Source organism: Telmatospirillum siberiense, assembly GCF_002845745.1.
Classification (GTDB): domain Bacteria; phylum Pseudomonadota; class Alphaproteobacteria; order Rhodospirillales; family Magnetospirillaceae; genus Telmatospirillum; species Telmatospirillum siberiense.
On record NZ_PIUM01000031.1, the window covers coordinates 40,002 to 63,770 of the forward strand.

Annotated in this window: 18 protein-coding genes; 5 read left to right on the plus strand and 13 right to left on the minus strand. The window is 62.1% G+C overall.

The window, feature by feature from the left end; all coding sequences use genetic code 11:
* Positions 1–86: 86 nt before the first annotated feature.
* From CWS72_RS21395 to CWS72_RS21405, 3 genes are all read right to left on the minus strand, one after another.
* The gene (locus CWS72_RS21395) at positions 87–2,411 is read right to left on the minus strand and encodes an HAD-IC family P-type ATPase (protein WP_101252683.1); all 2,325 of its coding nucleotides are present in this window, start codon (positions 2,409–2,411) and stop codon (positions 87–89) included.
* A gap of 36 nt (positions 2,412–2,447) precedes the next feature.
* Positions 2,448–4,004: a trypsin-like peptidase domain-containing protein gene (locus CWS72_RS21400; protein WP_101252684.1), complete on the minus strand. Its 1,557-nt coding sequence runs from the start codon at positions 4,002–4,004 to the stop codon at positions 2,448–2,450.
* A gap of 429 nt (positions 4,005–4,433) precedes the next feature.
* Positions 4,434–5,357, minus strand: a complete 924-nt coding sequence (locus CWS72_RS21405; protein ID WP_101252685.1) for a LysR family transcriptional regulator — start codon at positions 5,355–5,357, stop codon at positions 4,434–4,436.
* A gap of 119 nt (positions 5,358–5,476) precedes the next feature.
* On the opposite strand from CWS72_RS21405, the gene CWS72_RS21410 reads away from it, so the two are divergent.
* The 5 genes from CWS72_RS21410 to CWS72_RS21435 all read left to right on the plus strand — a co-directional run bounded on the left by CWS72_RS21410 (position 5,477) and on the right by CWS72_RS21435 (position 11,857).
* Positions 5,477–7,843 carry a TonB-dependent receptor gene (locus CWS72_RS21410; RefSeq protein ID WP_158240759.1) on the plus strand — a complete coding sequence of 789 codons (2,367 nt, stop codon included), beginning with the start codon at positions 5,477–5,479 and terminating at the stop codon, positions 7,841–7,843.
* A gap of 31 nt (positions 7,844–7,874) precedes the next feature.
* Positions 7,875–9,020: an ABC transporter substrate-binding protein gene (locus tag CWS72_RS21415; RefSeq protein ID WP_101252687.1), complete on the plus strand. Its 1,146-nt coding sequence runs from the start codon at positions 7,875–7,877 to the stop codon at positions 9,018–9,020.
* A 21-nt stretch (positions 9,021–9,041) separates the two neighbouring features.
* The gene (locus CWS72_RS21420; protein ID WP_101252688.1) at positions 9,042–9,506 is read left to right on the plus strand and encodes a nuclear transport factor 2 family protein; all 465 of its coding nucleotides are present in this window, start codon (positions 9,042–9,044) and stop codon (positions 9,504–9,506) included.
* A gap of 15 nt (positions 9,507–9,521) precedes the next feature.
* On the plus strand, positions 9,522–10,133 hold the full coding sequence (locus tag CWS72_RS21425) for an NAD(P)-dependent oxidoreductase (protein WP_101252689.1): 612 nt from the start codon (positions 9,522–9,524) through the stop codon (positions 10,131–10,133).
* Between the two features lie 668 nt (positions 10,134–10,801).
* Positions 10,802–11,857, plus strand: a complete 1,056-nt coding sequence (locus CWS72_RS21435; RefSeq protein WP_158240760.1) for an MBL fold metallo-hydrolase — start codon at positions 10,802–10,804, stop codon at positions 11,855–11,857.
* Between the two features lie 4 nt (positions 11,858–11,861).
* On the opposite strand, the gene CWS72_RS21440 is transcribed toward CWS72_RS21435, so the two are convergent.
* From CWS72_RS21440 to CWS72_RS27920, 10 genes are all read right to left on the minus strand, one after another.
* Positions 11,862–12,776, minus strand: a complete 915-nt coding sequence (locus CWS72_RS21440) for an oligopeptide/dipeptide ABC transporter ATP-binding protein (protein ID WP_158240761.1) — start codon at positions 12,774–12,776, stop codon at positions 11,862–11,864.
* Positions 12,773–13,762: an ABC transporter ATP-binding protein gene (locus tag CWS72_RS21445; protein WP_101252693.1), complete on the minus strand. Its 990-nt coding sequence runs from the start codon at positions 13,760–13,762 to the stop codon at positions 12,773–12,775. The genes CWS72_RS21440 and CWS72_RS21445 overlap by 4 nt, the downstream gene beginning before the upstream one ends.
* Positions 13,759–14,631, minus strand: a complete 873-nt coding sequence (locus tag CWS72_RS21450; protein WP_199175856.1) for an ABC transporter permease — start codon at positions 14,629–14,631, stop codon at positions 13,759–13,761. Before CWS72_RS21450 ends, CWS72_RS21445 begins: the two co-directional genes overlap by 4 nt.
* Before the next feature lie 18 nt (positions 14,632–14,649).
* Entirely contained in the window at positions 14,650–15,636 is a 987-nt protein-coding gene (locus tag CWS72_RS21455) for an ABC transporter permease (protein ID WP_101252716.1), read from the minus strand.
* A 14-nt stretch (positions 15,637–15,650) separates the two neighbouring features.
* A complete protein-coding gene (locus CWS72_RS21460) occupies positions 15,651–17,273 on the minus strand; it encodes an ABC transporter substrate-binding protein (RefSeq protein ID WP_101252717.1) in 1,623 nt (540 codons plus the stop codon).
* 5 nt (positions 17,274–17,278) lie between these two features.
* Positions 17,279–18,940 carry a hydantoinase B/oxoprolinase family protein gene (locus tag CWS72_RS21465; protein ID WP_101252695.1) on the minus strand — a complete coding sequence of 554 codons (1,662 nt, stop codon included), beginning with the start codon at positions 18,938–18,940 and terminating at the stop codon, positions 17,279–17,281.
* Positions 18,933–21,032: a hydantoinase/oxoprolinase family protein gene (locus CWS72_RS21470; RefSeq protein ID WP_241911840.1), complete on the minus strand. Its 2,100-nt coding sequence runs from the start codon at positions 21,030–21,032 to the stop codon at positions 18,933–18,935. The genes CWS72_RS21465 and CWS72_RS21470 overlap by 8 nt, the downstream gene beginning before the upstream one ends.
* Positions 21,033–21,072: 40 nt before the next feature.
* A complete protein-coding gene (locus CWS72_RS21475; RefSeq protein ID WP_158240762.1) occupies positions 21,073–22,431 on the minus strand; it encodes a phenylacetate--CoA ligase family protein in 1,359 nt (452 codons plus the stop codon).
* A gap of 77 nt (positions 22,432–22,508) precedes the next feature.
* Complete coding sequence (locus CWS72_RS21480) at positions 22,509–23,267, minus strand: enoyl-CoA hydratase/isomerase family protein (RefSeq protein WP_101252698.1); 759 nt, start codon at positions 23,265–23,267, stop codon at positions 22,509–22,511.
* A 69-nt stretch (positions 23,268–23,336) separates the two neighbouring features.
* Positions 23,337–23,675: a DUF3088 family protein gene (locus CWS72_RS27920; RefSeq protein ID WP_158240763.1), complete on the minus strand. Its 339-nt coding sequence runs from the start codon at positions 23,673–23,675 to the stop codon at positions 23,337–23,339.
* Between the last annotated feature and the right edge of the window lie 94 nt (positions 23,676–23,769).

Sequence of the window (23,769 nt, forward strand, 5' to 3'; positions counted from 1 at the left end):
TTTCATAGTATGCACGGTCGCAGAGGATCTCCGTAGTTGATTTTTTTTCGTTACCGATGGCGCCGTCGCCATTCTTGAAGATCCGCTCAGGAGATGGCGAGCCGCCTGAACAGCAAGATTTTCACCGCATCCAAGCAGAAGGCCAGGACGATTGCCGCACCGAATACACATGTCACGATGACTGCCGGCAAAGGCGCCATCAGGACGCCTTGAGTGGCGAGCGTGCCGAACAGGGTGATGTCGAGGATGGACGACGCGATCAGCCAGGAACCGGGCCGGGAACTCCACAAATGCCGGCGCTCGCGCGAGACATAGAAAATTGCCTGACCGCTGTACACCAGGGTGATGACCGTCAGCGTGCGCAACCTGTCGCTATCGAGGCCGAGGACGAAGCGACCGACCGCGAGACTGGCGGTACAGAAAATGAGATCGCAAAATCCCAGGATGATGCCGGCGATGGTGAGGTTGCCGATTCGCCAGACATTGGGGGTCGGCGACGGCCGGACATTGTCCGTTGCCGACGATAGTGCGAAGAAGTCGCCGGCCACCATCATCAGGACCATCAGTAACGGCGTCAGCACGGCGGTTCCGGAGATGACAAGTCCGGCCAGTAGCAAGAGCACCTGAACGACCTTGTGGATGATGGAGCGGAACGTGTAGGTCAGGATTCGCTGGAAGGTCGTGCGTCCCTCCTGCACGGCGGCGACGACGCCACCGAGGCCCTGTTCGGTGAGTACGATGCCGGCTGCCGATTTTGCCACATCGGTTGCCGTAAGGACGGCGATACCCATTTGTGCCTGGCGTAGCGCCGGTGCGTCATTGGCGCCGTCCCCGCACATGCCGACCACATGGCCACCGCGCTGAAACGCCTGGACGAGCGCATATTTGTCCGCAGGCAACACGCCGGCGAAGACGCCGAAGTCTTTGGCACCGATATCGTGGGGTAAGGGCACGGTCGCGCAGATCGGTCCGGTGATTCCGACCGCGTCCGCCACAACTCGGGCCGTCACCGACGAGTCGCCCGTTACCATCACCGTACGCACGCCGAGGTCGTGCAACTGGGTGATGAGTGCCGCCGAGTCCTCGCGTGGCGGATCGCTCAGAGCGATCACGCCGGCAATGCGCAACGGTTCGGCCGGTCCCACCGCGACGACCAGAACGCGGAATCCCTTGGCCTGAAGGTCTTCGACCATCGCCGTCGCGGGTATGGATGGTTCGGTGATCGTCGCGACGGCCGCCAGGGCGCCTTTGACGATCCTCATGGGCCTGCCCTCGGCATCGATGGCCGCGGCCTCCGACATCTTTCGCGCGGGATCGAAAGGCGTGAAGGCGACGAGCTTCCAATGCGCCATGCCGGCCGGCTGGGAGGCTGCTCGGATGGCGCCATCCAAAGGATCTGACCCGCCATCGGAACTTGCCATCGCCGCCATCGCCATGATTTGCGATGCGTCGAAACCCGGCAGAGCGTTACAGGCGGTGACCGCGAGTTCGTTACGCGTCAGCGTCCCTGTCTTGTCGGCGCAGAGAACATCCATTCCAGCAGCCTCGTCGAGTGCCGAAAGGCGGGTCGGTAGAACGCCGCGCCGCGCCACGGCCCGTGCTCCGACCGTCGCCGCGAGGGTGAACATCGACGGAAGCGCCACCGGAATCGAGGCCAGGACAGCAACCAGCACCAACGGCGCGATCTGCGCAAACGGCATCGACAAATACACGGCGTAGGCGATCAACAGGACTGTTACGCCGCCATTGAACAGAGCGAGGTAACTTACCACGCGAAACACCGCCTTCTGCTCGGTGCTCTCGACATGGGCGGCGCGGATGAGCTCGGCGCTGCGACCGAATTTTGTCCGGCTGCCCGTCACGAGGATCTCGGCCGCCGCTTCGCCCCGGCGAATAAGGGCGCCTGCATAAGTCTCGAAGCCGGGGCCGGCTTCGACCGGTGCGGACTCGCCTGTCAATGTCGATTGATCGATGAGGACGGCCCCGGTAAGCAACCGGACATCGGCGGGGACGACGGCGCCGAGCGACAGCTTGACCACATCGCCCCGGACCAGTTCGACTGCCGGGATCGTTTTCCAAATGCCGTCGCGTCGCACCGATGCGGTTATGGCCAGACGGGATTTCAAGGCTTTGAGCGTCGCCTGGGCGCGACCCTCCTGAAAGAATCCCAAGCCCGCATTGAATATCAGGAGGAATGCGATGGCCGACGCCTCGACATATTCGCCGAGCACCAATTGAAGAAAGACCGCCACCTCGAGCATCCATGGAACCGGCGCCCACAACTTCTGCAAGGCCCGATTGATTGGATGCTGGGCCACATCCGGAACGGCATTTGTTCCATCGGTCGCGAGGCGGCGTCCGGCCTCGTCGCCGGTCAATCCCGTCAAGGAATCGGAAGTCGTCGTATTCATTGGTTCATGGTGAACATCGTTCCGCTTCCTCGCCCGTTAATCTCTGCCGTCTTTGCTTTGGACTGGCAGGACCATGAATTGGTTGGCTCCGTGCCGATTGACCAGAATCAGCACATCGCCTTCTCCGGTAGCCGCGCGGAGCTTCTGCATGGCGGCGGCCGGCTGCGCCGTCGGTTGCTTGTCGATGGAAATCACCACATCTCCCGGGAGCAAACCGATGGCGGCGGCGGCGCTATGGACGTCCATGCCGCCGATGACGACACCCTCGACCGATGTCGCCAGATGGAGCTCCCGGCGAAGGTCCGCCGTCAGATCCGCGAACCAAATCCCCATGACTGTCGGCCCCTCGGCCGGATCACCGTTCTGCCTTCCCACGACGGTGTCAAGTTGCTTTGGAGTAGGCGTCTGGGCAACGATCACCTCCAAATTCCGTGTCTTTCCGTCCCGATCGAGCGTTACGAGAAGCTTGTCTCCGATCTTGGCCGTGATGACGAATTTGGAGATGTCATATGGCACCATGACGGTGTGGCCATTGGCCTTTTTGATCACGTCGCCCGTCTGGATGCCTGCCTTGGCGGCCGGACTGTCCGGTGACACCGTATTGACCAGGAGCCCCATCGGCCGCTCGGGATCTATACGTAACGTCCGTGCGATTTCGGGAGAGATCGATTGAAGGCCGATTCCCAGGTATCCATGGTCGGCACGACCGGAATCCCGCAATTTTTGCACAATAACCTTGGCAATGCTGGACGGAATGGCAAAGCCGATACCGATGCTGCCGCCGGTCGGTGAATAGATCGCGGCATTGATACCCACCACGCGGCCGTTGGTATCGAAGGTCGGCCCACCCGAACTGCCACGGTTAATCGGAGCGTCGATCTGCAGAAAGTCGTCGAATGGGCCTTGCTGGAGGTTGCGCCCCAGGGCGGAGACAACTCCGGCGGTTACGGTGCCGCCAAGGCCAAACGGATTGCCGACCGTCATAACCCAGTCGCCTACTTCGACCTTGTCGCTGTCGCCCCATTGCAAGAAAGGCAGATTGCGGTTAACCGAGATCTTCAGAAGGGCAATATCGGTTTTGGGATCACTGCCGACGATTGTGGCCAAGTGTTGGGAGTTATCCGGGAAGATGACTGTGATCTTTGCCGCCCGCGCCACCACGTGGCTGTTCGTCACGATATAGCCCGTCGGATCGATGACGAAGGCCGAGCCGACCGAAATCATCTTTCCCCCCATCGTCGTTTTAACTCCTGGCGACAAAGGCGTTCCGGACGGCGCCCCGCGCTGCTCGAAATAACGCCGCAGGAAGTCGTAAAAATCCGCCGGGTTCCCTTGCTCTACGCCGTCTTCGCCTTGCCGCTCACCATCGGTAGTGGCCGTTTCGGGTGAAATCTCGGCCGAAATATTAACCACGGCAGGCAAAACGCGCTTGACCAGCGGCGACCAGCTCGGCATGGAGCCCATCGGCTTGGCCGGCGCGGACGAAGCGTCTGGCGCATTTTCCGCTTGGACCGGAGCCGACAGCGCGAAACAGGCAACGAAGACAATTGCCGTTCTTCGCAACGTCCGATTCATCGTGATCCCGAGGGCCATTTGATCTCCTCTTGCCACGGATGCCCGCCGATCATGTGGACGTTCACGACATGGCCGCAGGCTCCAACCGGTCTGAATCCGACGGTGACGTCTTCTGAGGGAGGGCGGCGTTGGAAGCTGGTGCAGTCGGATCCGGGGGAAGAAACAGAAGCGGAATGTGTCATTTCAGCGACCGGATTTCGTCGCTCCCAACGAATTCATGGTATGGACGGTGGAGGGCAATTGCCGCAGCCACCAACCCACAGCATATTTCACGGCGATGCGGCGGGGCAGGGCCGGAAACTACTTAGGCTCTGGGACGAAACAATCGCTCCAGAGCCTAAGGGTTTATATGATGCCTGCGCCTCCGGCTTCGGCCAAGCTCATGCGCCGCTCGGGCTTTAGGGCCTGTCGTCAATTACCGGGCCATGGTGCTGATGGCGACGTCATTTAATGCTGAACCTCGTCCGAATGCGTCGCGGTGGCGGACAGAAGGCGATCGATATAGTAATCGATGAAAACCCGCACTTTCGGCTGCAAATTCTGGCGGCTGGCGTAAAGGGCGAACAGGCTCGGCTGCTGTAGCTGGTAATCGTTCAAAATTGGGCGGAGGCTGCCGGATTTCAGTTCCTCGATCACCGTGAATGCCGGAACGATCGTTATCCCTTCGCCCGCGATGGCCGAGGCCATGGCGACGATCGGGGTGTTCACCCGAATGGCGGCGTTGACGCGCGCGGCAGAGGGCACGTCCTCCCGCGAGAACAGAATTTGATCTCTCAGCGCTGCCGACAAAAAAGGCCAGTATATGAATTTGTGGTCGGCCAGTTCGTCCGGTGTCGTGGGTTCCCCCGATTGCCGAAGGTAGCTGGGGGAGGCGACCAGAATATGATCGATTGTCCCGATACGGCGTGCGATCAGCGATGCGGGCGGATCGAGTGTCACCTGAAGAGCCAGATCGAACCCCTCTTCCACGATATTGATGGTCCTGTCGGTAAAATTGATATCGACCTGCACATCGGGAAAGATCCGCCGGAAGTTCACGATCGTGCCGGAAAAGCAAGGGCCGGCAAACCACGCCGGCGCCGTGAAACGCAAAGTGCCCCGTGGCGTTTCCGATAGCATGGCCAATTCGTTGGAGGCATTCCGAACCTCTCTCATGATGCCCGTGCAGCGTTCATAATAGAGACGGCCGGCTTCGGTCAGGCTGATCTGACGGGTCGTCCGGTTGAGCAGGCGCACCCGCAGATGGCTTTCCAACTGCATCAAATGGCGGCTGGCCATCGCGGCCGAAATGTTCTCCCGCTCTGCCGCCGCGGCGAAAGTTCCCGCATCGACCACTTGGCAAAACACCCGCATGCTGGTGAGGAGGTCCATATTCACACCAAAATATTGTGTATAATTATTAAATATACTATTATCTACTAGAATATTGATCAATGCCCTCTATTGCCGAACGATGGCCCCCCACGAAGTTCATCCAGCAAGGGGGCACGATGATTTTTAAGGTCCTTCCGCCGCAGCGACCGCGCCTTGGGGCACGCCCGGTGCTTAGCGGTTTTGTCCTGGCAGCCGCGCTATTGTCCACTCCGGCGGTGGCGCAGACCGCCGCCACCACCGCGCCATCCAGTGAAACGGCCGGCGACGCAGAGAATAAGGACGCGGTCGAAGAGGTGGTGGTCACGGCCCGCCATCGGACCGAAAAGGCCCAGGATGTGCCCATTCCGATGACGGTGCTTAGCGGGGCAAGCCTGGAGGCGGAGGGAATCCACAGTGTCCAGGAGCTTCAGCAGAAGCTGCCCAGCACGAACATTATCGTCAATTCACCGCGCATGAGCAGCTATGCGATCCGCGGCATCGGTGCCAGCACCATCGCCAACGAAGGATTGGAATCCGCGACCGGTCTTTACGTGGATGGCGTCTACCTGGGCAAGACCGGCATGGCCATCTCCGACCTGAACGACATTGACCAGGTGGAAGTCCTGCGTGGACCCCAGGGGACGCTGTTCGGCAAGAACACGACGACCGGCGCCTTCAATTTCACCACCCGCAAGCCGACCTTTACACCGGAAGCAAGTGCCGAGATAACCGGCGGCAGCTACGGCGATGCCGAATTTCGGGGAGCGGCATCTGGTCCCATTTCCGAGGACGTCCTGGCCGGGCGTCTCTCCGTTTACCGCACCGAGCATGAGGGCTATCTGGACGATCCGGCGACCGGAAAGCATCCCAACAGGCGTCTGCGGGAGGGGGTGCGCACTCAGTTGCTGGGAGAGCCCAACGACGATCTGACGTTACGGCTGATAGCCGAATATCATCGGGACAACTATCCGCTGGGCTATGCTCCCACGCTCTATTCGTTGCCGCCGAACGCCACTCTCTACTCCAAGCTGGCCGCCATGCGGGCGGCGGGATACAACGCCCTTCCCATCTCCTCCGATCCCTACAGTTTCAGCACCACGGCCACGCACGCCGGACAGGATACCAATCAGCGGGCGATTTCGCTGCAGGCGGACTGGCAGTTGGGGAAGGGCTACCAGCTCACCTCCATCAGCGCCTACCGCTACTGGGACTTCTCACCGCACAACGATTCCGATTTCATGAACCTGAACGTCATCACATGCTGCGGCATGGGGGACCGCGACGAACAGGTCACCCAGGAAATCCGCCTGGCCTCTCCCAAGGGGGAAGTCGTCGAATCCACTTACGGCCTCTATTATTTCCGACAGACCCAACGCGCCTACATCGACAGCGTTTACGGCAACGATCCGACGCTGATCAGCATTTGGCTCGGCGTTTCCCAATCCGTGGCCGCGAGATATTACGCCGGCAGGGAAACCAGGATCGACAGCAATCTCTCCACAGACAGCTACGCCGGATTTACCCAGCATGACTGGCACGCCACGGATCGACTGACCCTTACGGCCGGCGTCAGGGAAACATTCGAAGCCAAATCGATCGACCTGACACGCAATCTGGGTGGGACCTCGGCCACTCTGCTCGACGTGCAAAGCGTCAGCAAGGATCTCTCGGCGTGGAGTTTGGGCACCAATTTGGCCGCCAATTACAAGCTCTACGACAATTTCAATCTCTATTCGTCCTACGCCAGGGGGGAGAAGTCCGGAACGCTGAGCAATTCGCCAGCCTCCGGAGTCGCGCTGAATGCCGATCAGCTGGTGGTCAAGCCCGAAAAGGCCAACGACGTCGAAGTCGGCTTCAAGAGCCAGTTGCTGGATCGTCAGGTGCAGTTCAACGGCAACCTTTTCTATGCCCTGATCCACGATTACCAGACCAACGTCACCAGCATCGATCCGACAACGGGCGTCGCCGGCTGGCGCCTGGCCAACGCACCCTGGCTTCGTTCGCAAGGCGCCGAACTCGAGGCCAATGCCCAGGTCACCAAGAAACTGAAGATCGCTTTGACCGGCGCCTACAACGATGCCGAATTCCGGTCCTTCCACAGCGCTCCCTGCCCGACCGAAGTATCCAACGCCTCCACCAAGGTCTGCGACTACACGGGTAAATCGCCGATGGGAGTCTCTCGCTGGAACGGAAACGTTTCCGGCTATTACACGGAACATCTCCGAGACGATGTCGATGGCTATATCAACGCCAGCTACACCTATCGTTCCGGATATGCCGGCTCGATCGATTTGTCCCAATACGGTCACATCAGTGGTTACGGGATCACCAACCTGACCGTCGGAACAAAACTGAACGATGGCAAGGTCGACCTCTCCCTTTGGGCGCGCAACCTGTTCAACACGCATTATTACTCGGCAATGGGGCTGACCGTCGCGGGCGCATGGTTCGGTTATGTCGGGGATCCGCTGACTGTCGGCGCCACCGCCAGGATCCATTTCTAGTCCCGTTCATCCTCATGCAAGGAATGAAGTCATGACGTTTCCCAAATTTACGCGCGGCCCGGATCGGCAATCACTTTCCCGGCGCCGCCTGCTCGGCATGCTGGGCGGATCGGCCGGGGCCGCCGCCATAGGAGGATTGGGCTTTTCTGATCTTGCCGGGGCCTTCAGCCCTCCCCATCCCGCATTGCCGGTCATCGGCCCGTCCGATATTTGCAGGGCTTCCGCCGAGGTGCGCCCCGCCGACCAGGACGTTCCGCATTTCGGACCGTTTCCGGACAAACTGACCCCCATCAAGTTTGCCTGGAACGGCAATGCCATATGCCACGCGCCTATCCCATTGGCGTTGAACTCGGGCATTTTTCGCAAATACAACCTGGATGTGGAGTTGATCAGTTACGCCGGATCGACCGACCAGCTTCTGGAATCAATCTCAAGCGGCAAGGCCGACGCGGCCCAAGGCATGGTTCGCCGCTGGCTGAAACCCCTGGAGCAGGGCTTCGACGTGAAGCTGATCGCGGGTATTCATGGCGGTTGCGTCCGCATGCTTGCGTCGAGAGCCGCCGGCATTCAACAGCCGGAGGATCTGCGCGGCAAGACCGTCGGAGTTGCCGAGATCGGCGGCGTGGGCCAGACCATGTTCTCGACCTTGCTCGCCCGAAACGGCGTCGATCCCGACAAGGATGTCCAGTGGCGTGTTTTTCCGCCCAATCTGATGGGGGTGGCCGTCAAGAAAGGAGAAATCCAGGCGATCGCCGATGTCGATCCCAATCTGTGGCTGCTGCAGAAGGCCGACTCGGATCTGGTGGAAATCCTCAACAGCCACAGCGGCCATTACCAGGGACGGGTCTGCTGCGTTCTGGGCGTTGGCACGAAGCTGCTGAAGGAACGCCGGCCGGTCGCCGCCGCCTTGGCCCAGTCGCTCGTCGAAGCGGCGGAATTGACAGCCCGGGACCCGGACGCGGCGGGCGCCGCGTTCGCGCCCTATTCCCCCAACGCGACGGCGGAGGATCTGGCGGGAATTCTGAAGACCATGACCTACCATACGCATCCGGTGAGAGCGGCCCTCACGGAAGACATCATTTTCTATGCCGAGGAAATGAAGGAGCTTTCAATTCTGAAAAACTCGACCGATCCAAAGACATTCGGGGCCCGCATAACCGCCGATATTTCAATCTGAGCATTCGAGGACGTCACGGAAATGAATCTCGTTAGAACGCTGATAGGATTTTTACCTCTCATCCTATTGTCCATGCCGGCAACCTCTTCGCAAGCCGAAGACCTTACGGCGCAGGAATCAAAAAACAAAAATATCGTCATCGATTTCTATAAGAAGGCGATTATCGAAAAGGATTTCGAGGCCGCCAAAAAATATTTCGGCGATCATTATACCCAACATAACCCGCTGGCGCCCGACGGGCCGGACGGCCTGAAGGGACTGGTCCAGATTCTGCGGGAAAAATACCCGAATTCAAAAACCGAGATAAAACGGGTCTTCGTCGACGGCGACTACGTGATTTTGCATGTGCACTCCACTCGGGAACCCGGCGACCGGGGCACTGCCATCGTCGATATTTTCCGGCTTGAAAACGACAAGGTGGTCGAACACTGGGATGTGATCCAGCCTGTCCCGGAAACGGCCGCCAACAAGAACAGCATGTTTTGAGGCGAGGGCTTCACAATGGCTAAAATCGCTTTGATTGGCGCCTCTGGCAATGTCGGCAAGCGCATCCTGGCCGAGTTGACCCGCCGCGGCCATCTCGTCACGGCAATCGCTCGCCACGGAAACGGAATCTCTGCTTCGGGCTCCGTTGCGATCGTTACGGCGGATGTTACCGCCCCGGACCTGGAGCGGACGCTCGTCGGCCATGACGCGGTCATCAGCTCGCTGCGTTTCTCGACAGCCGGCATAAGCCGATTCGTCCCGCCCATCAAAAAGGCGGGTGTCGATCGCTATTTGGTGGTCGGCGGTGCCGGCTCGCTGGAAATCTCGCCTGGTGTCAGGTTGCTGGACGCTCCGAACTTTCCCGGCGAATACCGGGCCGAGGCCTCGGCCGCAGCCGATTTCCTGGAAGCGCTCCGCGGGGAGGCCGACCTTCGATGGTCGTACCTGTCTCCGTCCCTCGAAATTTGTCCCGGCGAGCGGACCTCGCGGTTTCGGTTGGGCGAAGACCGGCTTCTTTCCGATGCCTCCGGACGAAGCTGGATTACCTACGAAGATTTCGCCGTCGCTCTGGTCGACGAACTGGAAACGCCCAAGCACGAGCGTCGTCGTTTTACCGTGGGATACTGAGGTCGCGTAAGGTCTCCCGTCAGCTTTCCTCCCCGTGTTGTCCAATGTTTCGTACAGGTGCGGATACGGCAGTCCGGGGAGGGGCGCCGACGTTCCCGTCCATAAGCGTCCAATACAAATTCCCGGTGATCACACCCGATTACCGGGAATTTGTATTGGGGCGCGTTTTCTTCAGGTTGAATCAGGCTCGTTAGCCTGAACGGGTAATTGGGGCAAAAGGGCGGGCAAAAGCCCTTCTCCCCTCGTGGGAGAAGGGTTGGGATGAGGGGGCATCCCGCTGACAGGCGAAAGAAAACTCTCAGGCGTCGTGCGACTCCCCCCTTCCCCCTCCCGCGAGAGCGGGCCCTGCCATCGATTGCCGACGAATCCCTACCGGCGCGTTCGCGCCGGACGTCCAGTGACGTCCGGACGGCACCAATCCCACGAGGGGCGCTCGGATAAGAAAAATCATGATTGTATCGGAGCTATCGGGATGGAATTGCATGGGGTAGACGCTATTAAAAACGAACATTAACAAAATTAATCATTATAATTATTGTAAAATAAATAATTATTCTATTTTTATTTATATTTTTATTATAAAATTCTTGTTTTATTGTTTAATTTTTTGCTATAAGTATTTCTGTTTGAATATTTACTGCAAGTATATGTTTTTTGAGAGGTTGCGTATGTTGGATGCCAAATCTGGTGTTGAGTATGTCCTGACGGACTATCCGAAACCCGGTCAAACCATAGAGATCGCTCAGGGCATCCACTGGCTGAGCACCCCATTGCCGTTCCGCCTGAGGGCGGTGAACCTTTATTTGCTGGAGGACGACGCGGGATGGGTCATTGTCGATTTCGGCTATTCCAACGATGAGGTGAAAGCCCAATGGGAACAGGTCTGGGCCTCGACGCTGAAGGGAAAGCCGGTGACGCGTCTGATCGCGACCCATTTCCATCCCGATCACATAGGCAACGCCGGCTGGCTGTCCGGGCGATGGAATCTGCCGGTGATGGCGAGCCGGGCCGAGTGGCTGACGGCCAATCGTCTGCTCGGTGGGCCCGGCGTCGAAGACAAGGAGCGAAGCAGGCGGTTCTATCTCGCCAACGGCCTGTCCGAGGATGTCGTCAGGGGCATGGAGCAGGGATATGTCCCCTATTCCCGAGGGGTTTCCCTGGCCGGGGCCTATGAAGGGTTGTCCGACGGGGACCGCCTGCGTATCGGGGGAGACGGATGGAGGGCGATCGCCGGCGGAGGGCATTCTCCGGAACATCTGTCGCTCTATTGCGAGGAGCGGGGCATCCTGATCGCCGGAGACCAGCTTCTGCCGGAGATCACGCCGAACGTCAGCGTCTGGCCGGACGAGCCGGAGGCGGACGCGCTGGGGCTGTTCCTGCGGAGCCTCGATCGGTTCCGCGCCGAATTGCGTCCCGACACGCTGGTTCTGCCGTCCCATCGCCGACCGTTCCGCGGGGCGCTCGCCAGGATCGACGAAATCCGCGACCACCATCGCGACCGCCTGGACGTCATTCTGGAGAAGGCGGCCGAGGGACCCGTCACGGCGGGCGGTATTCTGCCTTTCCTTTTCCCGCAGCATCTCGACGCCTTGCAGACGATGTTCGCGCTGGGCGAGGCCCTGGCCCACCTCAACCGCCTGGCGGCCATGGGGCGCCTTCGCAGGGAGGCCGGGGATGACGGGATCGTACGTTTTCATGCCGGCGTTTCGTCGCGGGGACATTGAGGCGTTACCCCAGATGGCAGGCCGTTCGGTGCCCGCCGCCGATGTCGCGCAAGACCGGTGTCTCTTCCGCGCACAGTCCGAAGGCAAAGGGGCATCGGTGGCGGAATCGGCACCCCGTCGACGGCGGCGGCGGCGAGCCGGGGCGGTCCGGCGTCGATTCGCCGAGAGACGCGGCCAGCAGCAGGCGGGTATAGGGGTGGCGCGGATCGCGCCATAGGTCCTGGTAATCGGCGGTTTCTATGATCCGTCCGGCGAATATCACGAAGATGCGGTCCGCGATGAACCTGACCACTCCCAGATCATGGGAGATGAAGAGGTAGGACAGTCCCTGTTCCCGCCGCAGATCCGACAGCAGATTGAGGATCTGCGCCTGGATGGAGACGTCGAGGGCGGAAACGGGCTCGTCGCAAATGACCAGTTGCGGGTTGAGGATCAGTGCCCGCCCGATCCCCACCCGTTGCCGCTGTCCTCCGGAAAGCTCGTGGGGGCGGCGCTGGAGCATGGCGTTCGGCAAGCCGACGCGGTCGGCGATGTCCTCGATCCGTCTTCGCCGCGAGCGGCGGTCGCGTTCACCGTGGACGATGAGGGGCGTCTCCAGTGTCTGGAAAACGGTTTTCCGCGGATTGAGCGAGGCCAGGCTGTTCTGAAAAACCATCTGGACGCGCCGGCCGTACTCCTTCAGTGACGGGCCGCTCAGCGTCCTTACGTCCGTTCCCCGGTAGCAGACGCTTCCTCCGCCGATTTTCGCAAGGCCGACAATCGTTTTGGCCAAGGTCGACTTTCCGCAGCCGGATTCGCCGATGACGCCGACCGTCTCCCCTTCGTCCACGGTCAGGGACACACCGTCCAGGACGCTTCGCCGCTTCGATCCCAGTCCGTAGGCGACGTGGAGGTCTTCGATCTCAAGGAGGGTATTCATGCGCTTTCCTCCGGATTGGGGTGGAGACATGCCGAGAAATGGTCCCGGGAATCCGTCGTCCCGGGCCATGACAACGTCTTGCCGCATGCGGCTTCCGCTTGATCGCAGCGTGGCGCGAAAGGACAGCCGCTTTGTCCCGCTGCCGAGGCGATGGAACCCGTAATTTCCGGCAACCTGTCGAATCGGTGATGCAGGGGGGTCCCCGCGCCGAGCGAGGAGTGGAGCAATCCCTTTGAATAGGGATGCCGCGGATGAGCGAAAAAGTCGTCGACACCGGCTCTTTCGACGACCCTGCCCGCATACATCACGCAGACCTTGTCGGCGCGTCTGGCGACGATGGAGAGGTCATGGGTGATGAGAAGAAGCGCCATCGACAACTCTCGGCGCAGCCGATCCAGAAGATCGAGGACCTGGACTTGCGTGGTCACGTCGAGCGCCGTCGTCGGTTCGTCGGCGATGAGGAGCCGGGGGGTGCAGGAGATGGCCGTGGCGATGCTTACCCTTTGCCGTAATCCACCGGACAACTGGTGCGGATACTGCCCGTAGCGGCGCAGTGGTTCCGGGACGCCCGCCAGATCGAGCAGTTCCAGGGCCCGCCCCCGGGCCTGGCGTGCCGACAGCGGCAGATGGGTGCGAATCGCCTCTTCCATCTGCGCCCCGATCTGCAGAACCGGGTCGAGTGACGACATGGGGTCCTGCATGACGAGGCCGATGCTCTTTCCTCGGATCTGCCGCAGCCGCCGGGGCGAGGCCCGCGCCAGATCCTCGTCCTCGAACAGGATTTCACCCCTTGCGTGCCGGACTCCTTCCGGCAGCAGGCCCAGGATGGCGAGGGCGCTCAAGGATTTTCCGCACCCCGATTCCCCGACTAGGCTCAGCGTTTCCCCCTTGCCGATCGAAAGCGCCACGCTATCCAGGAGCCGGACACCCGGCCGCTCGACGACCAGGTCCCGGATGACGAGCAGTTCACCTGAGGCCGCCGTCATGGCGCGGCCCTCCGCCTGGGGCTGAGGACTTCGGTCAATCCATCGCTGACGAGGTTGAGGGACAGAACGGTCAGGGCGATGGCGAGCCCGGGAAGAACCGCGAGATACCAGTCGATTCGCAGCGTGTCGCGGGCGGCGCCGATCATGCTGCCCCAACTCACGATATTAGGGTCGCCCATGTCGAGAAACGACAGTCCTGCCTCCATCAGGATGGCATTCGCGACAAGAACGGAAACCGTGGCGATGACCGGGGGCAGGGCATTCGGCAGGATTTCGCCCAGGACGATGCGCGTCGTGCCGTATCCCTGGCAGCGGGCGGCCAGGACGAACTCGGCCTGCCGCAGACTACGCACCTGGGCGCGGACCAGCCTGGCCACCGTTGGCCATCCGGCCAGTCCGATGGCGAGTGAAATGGTCCTGAGCGTCGGTTCGTCGATCGCCACGATGACGACGACCAGCAGGAACGGCGGCATGGTCTGGAACAAGGCGATGACCCGGACCAGCACGGCGTCGATCCAGCCACCGCAATATCCGGCGAGGGTTCCCGCCACCAGGCCGAGCAGCAAACCCACCGCAGCGGCCAGGATGCCGACCTGTAGCGATGCTCGGGCGCCCCAGACCAATCCCGCCGCCACATCCTGGCCCAGCGAGGTGGTGCCCAGCGGAAAGAGACCGCTTTGCCCCGGCCACAGGAGGGGCGTGGTCACCATGTCGGTGGGATCTCCCGGGAACAGCAGCCGCGCGGCGGCGGCCGTGACGACGATGGCTGCGAAAACGGCGCCGCCGACGGTCAGGGAGAGATATCCGGATTCCTTGAAGAAGGCGATCCCGTCCTTGACGGGGGAGCCGAGTTTCCTTGACGCGATCATCGGTCTTTCCATGTCCGCCTATTCGGTAAGAATGCGTGGGTCGAGCCAGCCCAGAAGCACGTCCGCCAGGGCGTTGACGGCGACCACCAGGATGGAGGACAGCAGCAGCACGCCGAGAAGGACGGGAAAGTCCCTCGACAGCAGTGCGTCGAAGGCCAGGCGCCCCATACCTGGCCAGCCGAAGACCGTCTCCACCACAACCGCTCCACCCAGGAGATTGCCCAGATGGATGCCGGCGACTGTCACCACGGGGATCAAGGCGTTTCTGATCGCGTGGCGGCGGATCAGGGTCACCGGATGCAGCCCTTTCGCCCGCGCCGCCAATATGAAGTCCTGCCGCAGGACGTCGATCATGGTGGCGCGCACCAGCCGGGCGTAGACGGCCGTGTAGAATAGGGAGAGCGCCGTCATCGGCATGATCAGGTGGGCCGCCTTGTCGTAAAGGGCGGCCAGTCCGGACAGGCGTGTTCCGATGGTCGCGCTGCCGGCGCTGGGGAACAGCCCCAGCTTGACCGAAAACAGGAGAATCATCATCAGGCCGATCCAGAATCCGGGCGTCGAATAGATCAGCATCAGCAGGCCGGACAACATGCGATCGATCCACCTGCCGGCCAGCGAGGCCATGACGGACCCCAGGAGCAGGCCAAGGACGACCGCAAGGCCAAGGGCTCCGCCCACCAGGAGAAGGGTATCGGGCAGGCGGGCGGCGATGATGTCCGCCACCGGCAGATGATACTGGGTCGAAACGCCCAGGTCGAAATGCGCCAGACGAGACAGGTATGCCGCCAACTGGCCGGACAGCGGCTGGTCGAGGCCGGTTTGCACGCGCAGGGCGGAGATGCTTTCCACCGTCGCCGAGCCCGAGCGCATCGCCAGGACGTCCACCGCGTCACCCGGCAGCAACTGCAGGAACAGGAAATTCAGAATGACGATGCCGAGGATGGTGGGCAGCGCGAAACTTGCGCTGCCGGCGACGACGCGGAGCCACGGGCCGGCTCTTTTCATGACGTGGTCTTTGATCATTTTTCCACCAGATAGGCGTGGGCCAGATTGCCTTCCAGGCCGTCGGCGGTATCGGAATGTCCCTTGAGGCGCCGGTTGGCGATGGTGTACCAGCGCGGCATGACCAGGTTGAGGTCCGGCACCTCATGCAAGATGATGCGTTGAATCTCTCGCCACTGCGCGACCCGGCGGGCCGGATCCGTCTCCACGGCCTGATCCTCCAGCAATTTGTCGACCAGGGGGTTGCCGTAATGGGTCGCGTTGGAGAACGGGACGCCCTTCACATAGTTTTTCGACCAGAACAGCCGCTGGACGCCGATCGCGGGGTCGAAAAGGTTGGAGAGCGAGGCCAGTTGCATGTCGAAGGCCCGATCCGTGTAGACCCGTCTGGCCTGGCTTCCGATATCCTGGCCCCGGGTTTTGACCCAGATCCCCGCGCGGCCCAGCATCACCCGGAGGAAAGCCGCCAGATGATGGAACGTCTCATCGGCCGGATAGTCGAGCGTCAGGCTGAACCGCATTCCGTCGCGATTCCTGGGATATCCGGCATCGTCCAGCAGTTTGGCGGCGGCATCCGGATCGAAGGGATAGGGGCTGGGGGAGGAATCATGGAAGGCGGCCAGTTCGGGCACGATGGGCGAGGGGCAGGCAACCGCCTGACCGAAATAGACGACCTCGGCGATCTTGTCGCGGTCGATCATGTGGGCGATGGCTTGACGAATCTCGATGCGGCCGAGATGGGGATTGTCCAGATTGAATTCGATGCAGGTGATGTTGGGCGGCGAATATGTATATCCGGCGGTCTCGAACTCGAGCGTCGGCAGTTGCCGCAGGCGCTCCACGTCGCGCAAGGGAACCGGCGTCCGATAACCGACGTCGGCCGTGCCCGTCTCGAAGGCCACCGAGCGCTGCTGCGGATCCGATATGACGCGGGCGACGATGCGGTCCAGATAGGGGCGGGGCGGGTCCCAATAGTCCGGGTTACGTTCCAGGATGACGTAGTTTCCGCGCGACCATTCGCCGAATTTGAAAGGACCGGTCCCGATCGGAGAGAGGGCGTTGGGATTGGCCAGGGGATCGCCATCGCGATAGACGTGGTATGGAACGATCGGCGACTCCTCGGCCGAGAGGGCCGGCAGCAGGAATGGCGTCGGCCGGGTCAGGCGCAGGACGACGCTATGGTCGTTGGGTGTGGCGATCTCCGCCAGATTGGCGAAGGTGAGGCGGCCGCGGGGATGGACCTTTTTCAGTGTCCGCAGCGAGAAGGCCACGTCCGCCGAGGTGAAGTCGCGTCCATCATGCCATCTCACTCCGCGGCGCAGGGCGAAGCGATAGGTCAGGCCGTCGGGCGAGACCGTCCAGTCAGTGGCCAATTGTCCCCGCGGTGTCATGCTCCGGTCGAACTCCAGCAGTCCTTCCGTCATTTTCGCGCTGAGGACGAGGCTGGCCGGGTTGAACAGCGACAGCAGGAAGGGGGGCTCGTAGGGCAGAAGAAAGGTCATGGTGCCGCCCCGCCTCGGTTCCCCGTCCGGGATGGAGCCTTGTTCCCCGGCCCGGCCCGCGGATAGGCCGATGGGCAGGGCCGCGGCCGACAGGCCGACGACGAAACGACGCCGGGAGATGTTCGTGCCGAAGGCCATGGCGGTCAATCCATCAATCCGTAGATGTCTTTCGCCGCATCGGGCGAGATGAGCCCCTCGCGCAGATCCTCGCGGACGGCGTCGCGGTTCCTTTCCTTTGGTTCGCCCAGTCCTCCGCCTCCGGGCGAGCGGATCAGGAGACGGTCGCCCGCTGGTATGACATGCAGACCCTTGCCCGCCAGTTTCTCGCCGGAACGCAGCGTCAGGCGGCCGGCCGCGCCGTCCCGGCCGCCGGCGAATCCTTTCGCCGGGAAACGCACGCGTTCGACCGAGGCGTTGAAGAGAAACGGCTGGTCGATGCCGTTCTCCAACTCGATGGTCTGGCCGAGCCCTCCGCGCGTGCGTCCGGCACCGCCGCTGTCTCTGCGGAATTCCTTGCGCCAGACGATGACGGGCGATTGGGTTTCGAAAATTTCGATGGAGCCGCCCCGGACGCCGCTCGGAAATCCGGTTGCCGAAAGGCCGTCGCGGGACGGCAACGCCCCCATGCCGCCGGTCGTCACCACGCCGGCGGTGAATTCGTCTCCGGGAATCTGCCGGGGGGAACGGTAGCCGCGTACATTGAGCCCCCAAAGGACGCCGGCGCTTTCGGCGGGGACGCGCTCGGGGATGGTCTGGCGCAGGCAGCCGAAGACCAGATCCGGCAGCATCAATCCGACGATGTGGCGGCAGGCGACGGGGGCCGGCTTTTGCGCGTTGACGATGGATCCTTCCGGCGCCGAGATGGTGAACGGCGCCAGGGAGCCGGCGTTGTTGGGGATGTTTCTCGAAACGATGCAGGCCAGGCCGAAGCAGGTATAAGCCAGGGTGTAGCAGAGCGGTACGTTGATGTTGCGCCGCACCGTGGCGGACGATCCGGTGAAATCGACATGGATTCCCCGATCGGACACGGTGAGGCTGGCCTGCAGGTGGATGGGGGCCTCGTAGCCGTCCAGGGTCAGGACGTGGTTCCAGGTCCCTTTCGGCAGCCGGCGGATTTCAGTCAATACCGCGTTGCGCGAGGTCTCAAGGATATGTGACGAAAGGCTTTCAAGGTCTTCGAGGCCAAACTCGTCCATCATCCGTTCCAGCCGGCGGCATCCCACCTCGTTGCAGGCGATCAGCGAATAGGTATCCCCCTCCGTATCCACCGGATTGCGCGTGTTGGCGCGAATCATCGCCATCAGGGTGCGATTGACCCGACCCGCCTCGACCAGCTTCAGGATCGGGATGTAGAGCCCTTCCATGAAGACGTCGGCGGAATCGGTGAACTGGTAGACACCCCCGATGTCCATGATATGGCTGGTGCAGGCAAAAAAGGCGCTCAGTCTGCCCCGGTAGAAGAATGGGGTGACCACGGTGAAGTCGTAGGTGTGTCCCGTGCCCAGCCAAGGATCGTTGGTGATCAGAACGTCCCCGGGGGCCAGCGTTTGGGCGGGATGGCGCGCCAGCATATGGCCGACCGCCAGAGCCATCGAATTTACGTGGCCGGGCGTTCCGGTCACGGCCTGCGCCAGCATCCGTCCCGCAAGGTCGAAGACGCCGGCGGAGAGGTCCCCCGATTCCCGGACGATGGAACTGAAAGCGGTGCGCTGTAGCGTCATTGCTTGTTCCTCGACCACCGAGATCAGGCGATTCCACATGATTTGGCGGTCGATCAATCCGGTCTGGTCATGTTGCTCAGTCATCCCCGGCCTCTCCGCTGTCGCGTTCCATGACGATGGAACCGATGATGTCGATATGAGCCCTGAACCGGGTGCTCACGAAGGTCGTCGTTTCATTCTCAAGGACCAGGGAGGGACTGGAGAGCCTGTCGCCGGGACGCAATTGTTCGCGACGATAGGCGGGAAGTTCAATCCATCGGCCCCGGGCCCCGTCGAACATGCGAATCGTCCGGTCGATCGGGGCTTCGCGCGCGACCGGCGCGGCGGCGGCGGCGGCCGGAGCGGGGAGGTCGGGATCGGTCCCCAGATGGACCGACCATCCCACCACCTCGATATCGGCGTCGGGGACGACCTGTCCGAACAGCGCGCGGTAATCCTCCTCGTAGAGCGTGCGGAACAGCTCCGCGTCGGTCGCCTGCAGGCGGCGAACGGGAATTTCAACGGTGATTTCATGCCCCTGGCCGACATAGCGCATGAAAGCGAGCCTTTTTTCCCGTAGCGACGGTGGTGCGACGACGTCTCCGATATGCCCTCGGACTTCCCGCGACATCTGTTCGAGAAGCTCGGAGATGCGATCCGGATTGAAACGCGAAAGGCGCGCGGGAAGACTTTTCACCAGTTCGAAGGACACCGGCGCCCGCAACATGCCGACGGCGGATCCCACCCCGGCGAGTGGCGGTACGATAACCCTGGCCACCCCCAGTTTTTCCGCCAGGCGGGCGACATGCAGCGGGGCTGCCCCGCCAAAGGCCACGATGGCATGGCGGTCGAGCCTTCTGCCCCGTTCCACGACATGGGCGTGGGCGGCGGTGGCCATGTTGTCGCAGACGATTTCATGTATGGCATAGGCGGCTATCTGCGGATCCAGCCCGAGGGGGGCGGCAACATCGGTCTCGATGGCGGCAATGGCAGCGCTGAGATCAAGCCCGATCGTTCCGCCGGCGAAATGCCCTGGATCCAGCAGTCCCAGCGCGAGATCCGCGTCGGTGACCGTCGCGTGGCGGCCGCCCCGGCCGTAGCAAGCCGGTCCGGGGACCGATGAGGCGCTGACCGGGCCGACGGTGACCCGTCTCAGGGCGTCGACCCCGGCGATGGAGCCGCCACCAGCGCCGATCTCCACCATCTCCACAACGGGAATGCGTAAGGGCAGCCCGCTTCCCTTCAGAAACCGCGCGGCGCGGTCCACTTCGAACAAGCGTGTCCTGTCGGCTCGGAAATTCTCGATCAGGGTGATCTTCGCCGTCGTCCCCCCCATGTCGAAGGCCAGAATCCGCGGCTCGTTCAGTTCGGCCGCCAGCCGGGCGGCGAAAACGGCGCCGCCGGCCGGTCCGGATTCGATCAGGCGGACGGGAAGGCTTCGCGCCGCCTCGACCGTCAGCAGGGCGCCGCCGGAGGTGATCAGAAACAGGTTCCCCGTGAACCCCGCCTCGCCCAGGAACTGGCCGAGGCGGCCCAGATATCCGCTGATGAGCGGTTGCACATAGGCATTGGCCGCCGTCGTCGACGTGCGCTCGTATTCCCGGATCTCCGGGCAGATCCGGCTGGACAGGGAGATGGACAGGCCGGGTATTTCCTCGGCCAGGATCCGGGCGGTCTGCTCCTCGTGCGCCGGATTGGCGTAGGAATGCAGGAATGCGACGGCGACGCTTTCCACCGCCTGGCGTTTCAGGATCCGGGCGAGGTTGCGGACGTCCTCGCCGATGAGAGGGAGAATGGCCCGGCCTTGCGCGTCCATCCTCTCCCGGACCGTGTGGCGAAGGGATCTCGGGATCAGCGGCCGGGGCCGCTCCAGGGCCAGTTCATATTGGTCGTAGCGGTTCTCGGTCCCGATTTCGAGGATGTCGCGGAATCCGTCCGTGGCGATCAGGGCCGTCCTGGCGCCGCGCCTCTCGATGACCGCGTTGGTGGCCAGCGTGGTTCCGTGGATGAAAACCCCGATCATTCCGATGTTTCGCCCGGAGGCGGCCAGCACCTGGTCGATGCCGGCCATGACGCCCTGTTCGGGGGCCTCCGGCGTGGTCAGCACCTTGCCGACCCACCGTTGGTTCCCGTCTTCCAGCACGACATCGGTGAAGGTGCCGCCGACGTCGGCGGAAAGTCGCAGATACTTTTCCATTTTGTCCGTCCGCATTTTCCGTTTCGGTCCGAGCCCTCCGTCAGTCGGTTTCCTCGACAATCTTGCTTTTCCCGGTACTGCCCAATTCCTGCGGCAATGTGCCGGTATCGAACAGCTCGACGGACGGCGAGAAATGCAGAGCGTCGTGAAGCTGGGATTCGAGTCGGCTGACCAGAACCCGGCGCGCTTCCGGGGGCAGGGGCTCCTTCAATTCCACCTTGACCCGGACCGGCGGATTGACGACGGGCGTGCCCTTGGCTTTCACCACCCGCACATGGCCGGTCACGGCGTCGGACGCCCTGCTGATCACGTCGCGGATGGCATTGGGGAAGACGTTGACGCCGCGGACCAGCAGCATGTCGTCGACCCTGCCCTTGAAGACGAGCCTGGGGCCGGGGCGGCCGCAGGCGCAGGGCGCAGTGAAGACCTGGACGATGTCCTTGTCGCGCCAACGGACCAACGGAGCGCATTCCTTGTGCAGGCCGGTATAGACGATCTCGCCCTCGACGCCGTCCTCGAGCGGAAGGGGGAGCATGGTCTTCGGATCGACGATTTCGAAAATGGCATTGTCTTCGGCGAAGAAGTGCAGTCCCGAATGTTCCTCGCAGGAGACGCAGGTCGGGTTGTGGACGCCCGTGGCGCCGGTTCCGTCGTAGACTTCGGCACCACCGAAGCCTTCGGAAATCCGCGTATAGATTTCCTTGATGCTGCCGCCGGGCTCGCCTGTGACGCAGATCTTGCGAATCCCCAGGCTCCTGGTGTCGATGCCGGTGCGTTCAGGGACGCTTTTGATCAGATGCAGCGCGAAGGACGGAGTGCACATCAGGACTTCCGGACGGGTGTCGACCGCAGTCTGCGCCCATCCTTCGGTGCCGCTCTTGCCACCGATGGGGATGACGCAGGCGCCGAAATTCAACAGGGCGTCCACGCCGGGAACGCCAGCGGCCCACATGGCGAGAACCATGGAGAACAGGACGCGGTCGCCCTTTCTGAGGCCGATTCGGGTGGCGAAGCGGTGATGGTGTTCGAGCGAGATGGCTCGATCCTTTTCGGTGTAGCCGCTGTAGGTGGGCCGGCCGGTGGTGCCCGAGGATGCCGATACCCGGTTGACCAGTCGTGGGTCGCAGGAGATGTGCAGGCCGAAGGGATGGCCCAACTGTTCGAGCGACTGTTCCTGACTCAGGCGCTCCTCCTCCTTGTCGAAGAAGGGGTAGTGCGCGTAATCCTCCCATGACGAGAATTTATAGGGATCGACCCCGGCTTTCCTGAATTTCTCATGATAGTAGGGCGACGCTTCGTAAACGCGGACCAGCAGCGCGCGCAACTTTACCAGTTGCAGATCACGAAGAGACTTCCGGTCGAGACCCTCCATCTGTGGGTTCCATAACGGCGGTGCCATTTTCATACTCCTGGGCCCATGAGGACACGAAGAATTCTAAGGTTCAAAGACGGTCGGACGAATGGATCGGTGGAGCTTTAAGGACATCGTTCATCTTTCGCTCCGCTCGATTGGGCGAGCGGCGGCGATGTCAGCCTGGGACGCAGGTCACGTCGTCTGGACAGTCCATCCTCCAGCAACGCCTCGATTTCCCGTTCGAAGGAGGCATGCACGAGGTAGCGCATCAGTTGGACCGCTTCCGGTGGCTTTTCCGCTATGGCGGCGGCCATCGAGATCGCTCTGGCCAGGATATCTTCGTCCGGCACGACATGATTCAGGAAACCGCTGCGCATACCCCAGTCGACATCCAGATGGTCTCCGGTCAGGAGAAGCTCGATGGCGAAGTTGGGTGGAATGGACCTCGCTATCAGGCTCGGAATGGTGACGGCGGGAACCCCGAGATTGGCCTCGGGCAGGAAAAATTTGCTGGAGGGACCACCGATACGGATGTCGCAGGCGAGGGCCAGGGCGAATCCCTCCCCTACGCAATAGCCGTTGATGGCCGCGACCGTCGGTTTGCGCATGGCTGTCGGTCGCAGGAAGGTCAGCGGTGGAACGCGGACCCGCTCCTCGCCTTCGCGGCAGAGCGTCTCCAAAAGGCCGAGGTCGGCGCCGGCGCAAAATGACGGCGGGGTTCCGGTCAGGACGATCGCATTGACGTCGGGGGCCTCCTCCAGGGAGGCGAACGCCCCGTTGAGGCCGTGATACATTTCCAAGGTCAGGGCATTGCGGGCGTCGGGACGGTTGATCGTCACGATGCCGATTTTGCCCCGGCGGCTGACTTGGATGTGAGCCATACCCTCTCCTTACATTCGAGCGGTTTTTCGGTTCCGGCGGCGCGTCGGGCTTGCGCCTTATTTCCCGCTTCAGGACACGGGGCGGCCGATGCCGTAGGTTGCGGCCAGGACGGTGGCGATGGCCTGGGGGCCGGACACGAAGGCATAGGCGCCGTAGACGGAAAGCCCCTCCCGCGGAGCATCTTCCGCGGCGAACACCAGGACCGGACAGCCCTGGTTCTCTTCGCCGATGAGATCGCTTACCGGCCGGCGCGGCCGGGCGAAGGGGATTCTCCGGATGTCGACTTCCGTCGCCAGACGCGGGTAATAGCCGAGGACTCCCTCGAGCAGGGCGCTTTCCGGGCAGTAATAGGGACCGTTTCCTTCCTTCAGGAAATCGGGTTCGAGCAGGAATAATTGGGGTTTCACGGCTGCTCCGTTCGTCTTGATCAAAGGGCGGGAGGCTTCGCCACGCCGGCTTTCCGGCGGGGCGGCGTGGCGAAGCCGGTCGGTTCCGGAGGGG

Bases quoted from the DNA above. Each gene is read 5' to 3' on its own strand.
- CWS72_RS21425 (WP_101252689.1), top strand. From the start codon at position 9,522: ATGGCTAAAATCGCTTTGATTGGCGCCTCTGGCAATGTCGGCAAGCGC.
- CWS72_RS21445 (WP_101252693.1), bottom strand. From the start codon at position 13,762: ATGACGGCGGCCTCAGGTGAACTGCTCGTCATCCGGGACCTGGTCGTC.
- CWS72_RS21470 (WP_241911840.1), bottom strand. From the start codon at position 21,032: ATGGAAAAGTATCTGCGACTTTCCGCCGACGTCGGCGGCACCTTCACC.
- CWS72_RS21475 (WP_158240762.1), bottom strand. From the start codon at position 22,431: ATGGCACCGCCGTTATGGAACCCACAGATGGAGGGTCTCGACCGGAAG.
- CWS72_RS21420 (WP_101252688.1), top strand. From the start codon at position 9,042: ATGAATCTCGTTAGAACGCTGATAGGATTTTTACCTCTCATCCTATTG.
- CWS72_RS21435 (WP_158240760.1), top strand. From the start codon at position 10,802: ATGTTGGATGCCAAATCTGGTGTTGAGTATGTCCTGACGGACTATCCG.
- CWS72_RS21450 (WP_199175856.1), bottom strand. From the start codon at position 14,631: ATGATCGCGTCAAGGAAACTCGGCTCCCCCGTCAAGGACGGGATCGCC.
- CWS72_RS21460 (WP_101252717.1), bottom strand. From the start codon at position 17,273: ATGGCCTTCGGCACGAACATCTCCCGGCGTCGTTTCGTCGTCGGCCTG.
- CWS72_RS21455 (WP_101252716.1), bottom strand. From the start codon at position 15,636: ATGAAAAGAGCCGGCCCGTGGCTCCGCGTCGTCGCCGGCAGCGCAAGT.
- CWS72_RS21480 (WP_101252698.1), bottom strand. From the start codon at position 23,267: ATGGCTCACATCCAAGTCAGCCGCCGGGGCAAAATCGGCATCGTGACG.
- CWS72_RS21405 (WP_101252685.1), bottom strand. From the start codon at position 5,357: ATGGACCTCCTCACCAGCATGCGGGTGTTTTGCCAAGTGGTCGATGCG.
- CWS72_RS21410 (WP_158240759.1), top strand. From the start codon at position 5,477: ATGATTTTTAAGGTCCTTCCGCCGCAGCGACCGCGCCTTGGGGCACGC.
- CWS72_RS21400 (WP_101252684.1), bottom strand. From the start codon at position 4,004: ATGGCCCTCGGGATCACGATGAATCGGACGTTGCGAAGAACGGCAATT.
- CWS72_RS21415 (WP_101252687.1), top strand. From the start codon at position 7,875: ATGACGTTTCCCAAATTTACGCGCGGCCCGGATCGGCAATCACTTTCC.
- CWS72_RS21465 (WP_101252695.1), bottom strand. From the start codon at position 18,940: ATGACTGAGCAACATGACCAGACCGGATTGATCGACCGCCAAATCATG.
- CWS72_RS21395 (WP_101252683.1), bottom strand. From the start codon at position 2,411: ATGAATACGACGACTTCCGATTCCTTGACGGGATTGACCGGCGACGAG.
- CWS72_RS21440 (WP_158240761.1), bottom strand. From the start codon at position 12,776: ATGAATACCCTCCTTGAGATCGAAGACCTCCACGTCGCCTACGGACTG.